The organism is Azoarcus indigens, from assembly GCF_004361735.1.
Taxonomy (GTDB): domain Bacteria; phylum Pseudomonadota; class Gammaproteobacteria; order Burkholderiales; family Rhodocyclaceae; genus Azoarcus; species Azoarcus indigens.
In genome coordinates this window covers 1-1,004 of sequence record NZ_SNVV01000076.1, presented here as the reverse complement: position 1 = coordinate 1,004, position 1,004 = coordinate 1, and the positions used below count along the sequence as shown (strand labels likewise).

The window sequence follows — 1,004 nt, the reverse complement described above, 5'->3', positions numbered from 1 at the left end:
AGGCCGTCCAGCGGGCGGCTCGCGTCGCGGGCCAGCGCCGCGGCCCTCAGCACCGCGCGGGCGCCATGGGTGAGCAGCATCCTCAAATAGCGATCTCCCCGCTTCGAGATGCGGCCGAGCTTGCGGGCGCTGCCCGAGGAATATTCCTTCGGCGTCAGCCCGAACCAGCTCGCGAAATGGCGGGCATCCCTGAAGTGCGTCACGTCGCCGCCGGTGGCGGCCACCATCGCCGTTGCGGTCAAGAGGCCAATGCCCGGCACCGACATCAACTGGGTGCACGCTGGACTGTGCCGCGCCAGGCCGGTGAATTCCCGTTCCAGTTGCGCGACACGTTGTTCGAGCAGGCGAATCTCCTCGATCAGCAATCGCATGGTTTCACGGATCAGTACAGGGACCGGCGAGCGCGGATCCGCCAACACCCGGCTGATCGCCTCGACCCCGGTGCGGGCGCCTTGCGGAATGCTCAGGCCGAACTCCCGGCAGAAGCCGCGCAGCGCGTTGATGCGCGAAGTGCGGGTACTCATCCACAGCGAGCGGATCCGGTGCAGGCCCTGCAGCGCCTGCTGTTCGACCGACTTCACGCGCACCGGGTCGATGTCGGCCGCGCGGGCCGCTTCGAGCAGCGCACGGGCGTCGGCGGCATCGGTCTTGTTACGCCGGACATAGGCGCGGATATAGGCCGCCGGGAGCAGCCGCACCTCGATGCCGAGCGAATTGAGCCAGCGTGCCCAGTGATGCGCCGAACCGCAGGCTTCCATGATGACGAGCGAGACAGTGCGATTGGCGAACCAGTGCTCGAATTGATTGCGTGTAAGCCGATGGCTTTCGGTTACGCGCCAGGACGAATCGGCGACGGCGAGTTGAAAGACGCTCTTGGCCAGGTCGACGGCAACGGTAGTAGCATCCATGACGGACTCCTCTTTCTGAAGACCGATCCCCATCCCCATGAGCACCGGTGGCGCCTATTGGGCGCGGAAAAGGAGGGGGAGTCCATCCCATCAGTC

1 protein-coding gene is annotated in these 1,004 nt (G+C 66.0%); it reads right to left on the bottom strand.

The features are described from left to right. Positions 1-908 (bottom strand): IS110 family RNA-guided transposase (locus C7389_RS24760; protein ID WP_133595323.1); only part of this gene is annotated, 908 nt, incomplete at its 3' end. Between the last annotated feature and the right edge of the window lie 96 nt (positions 909-1,004).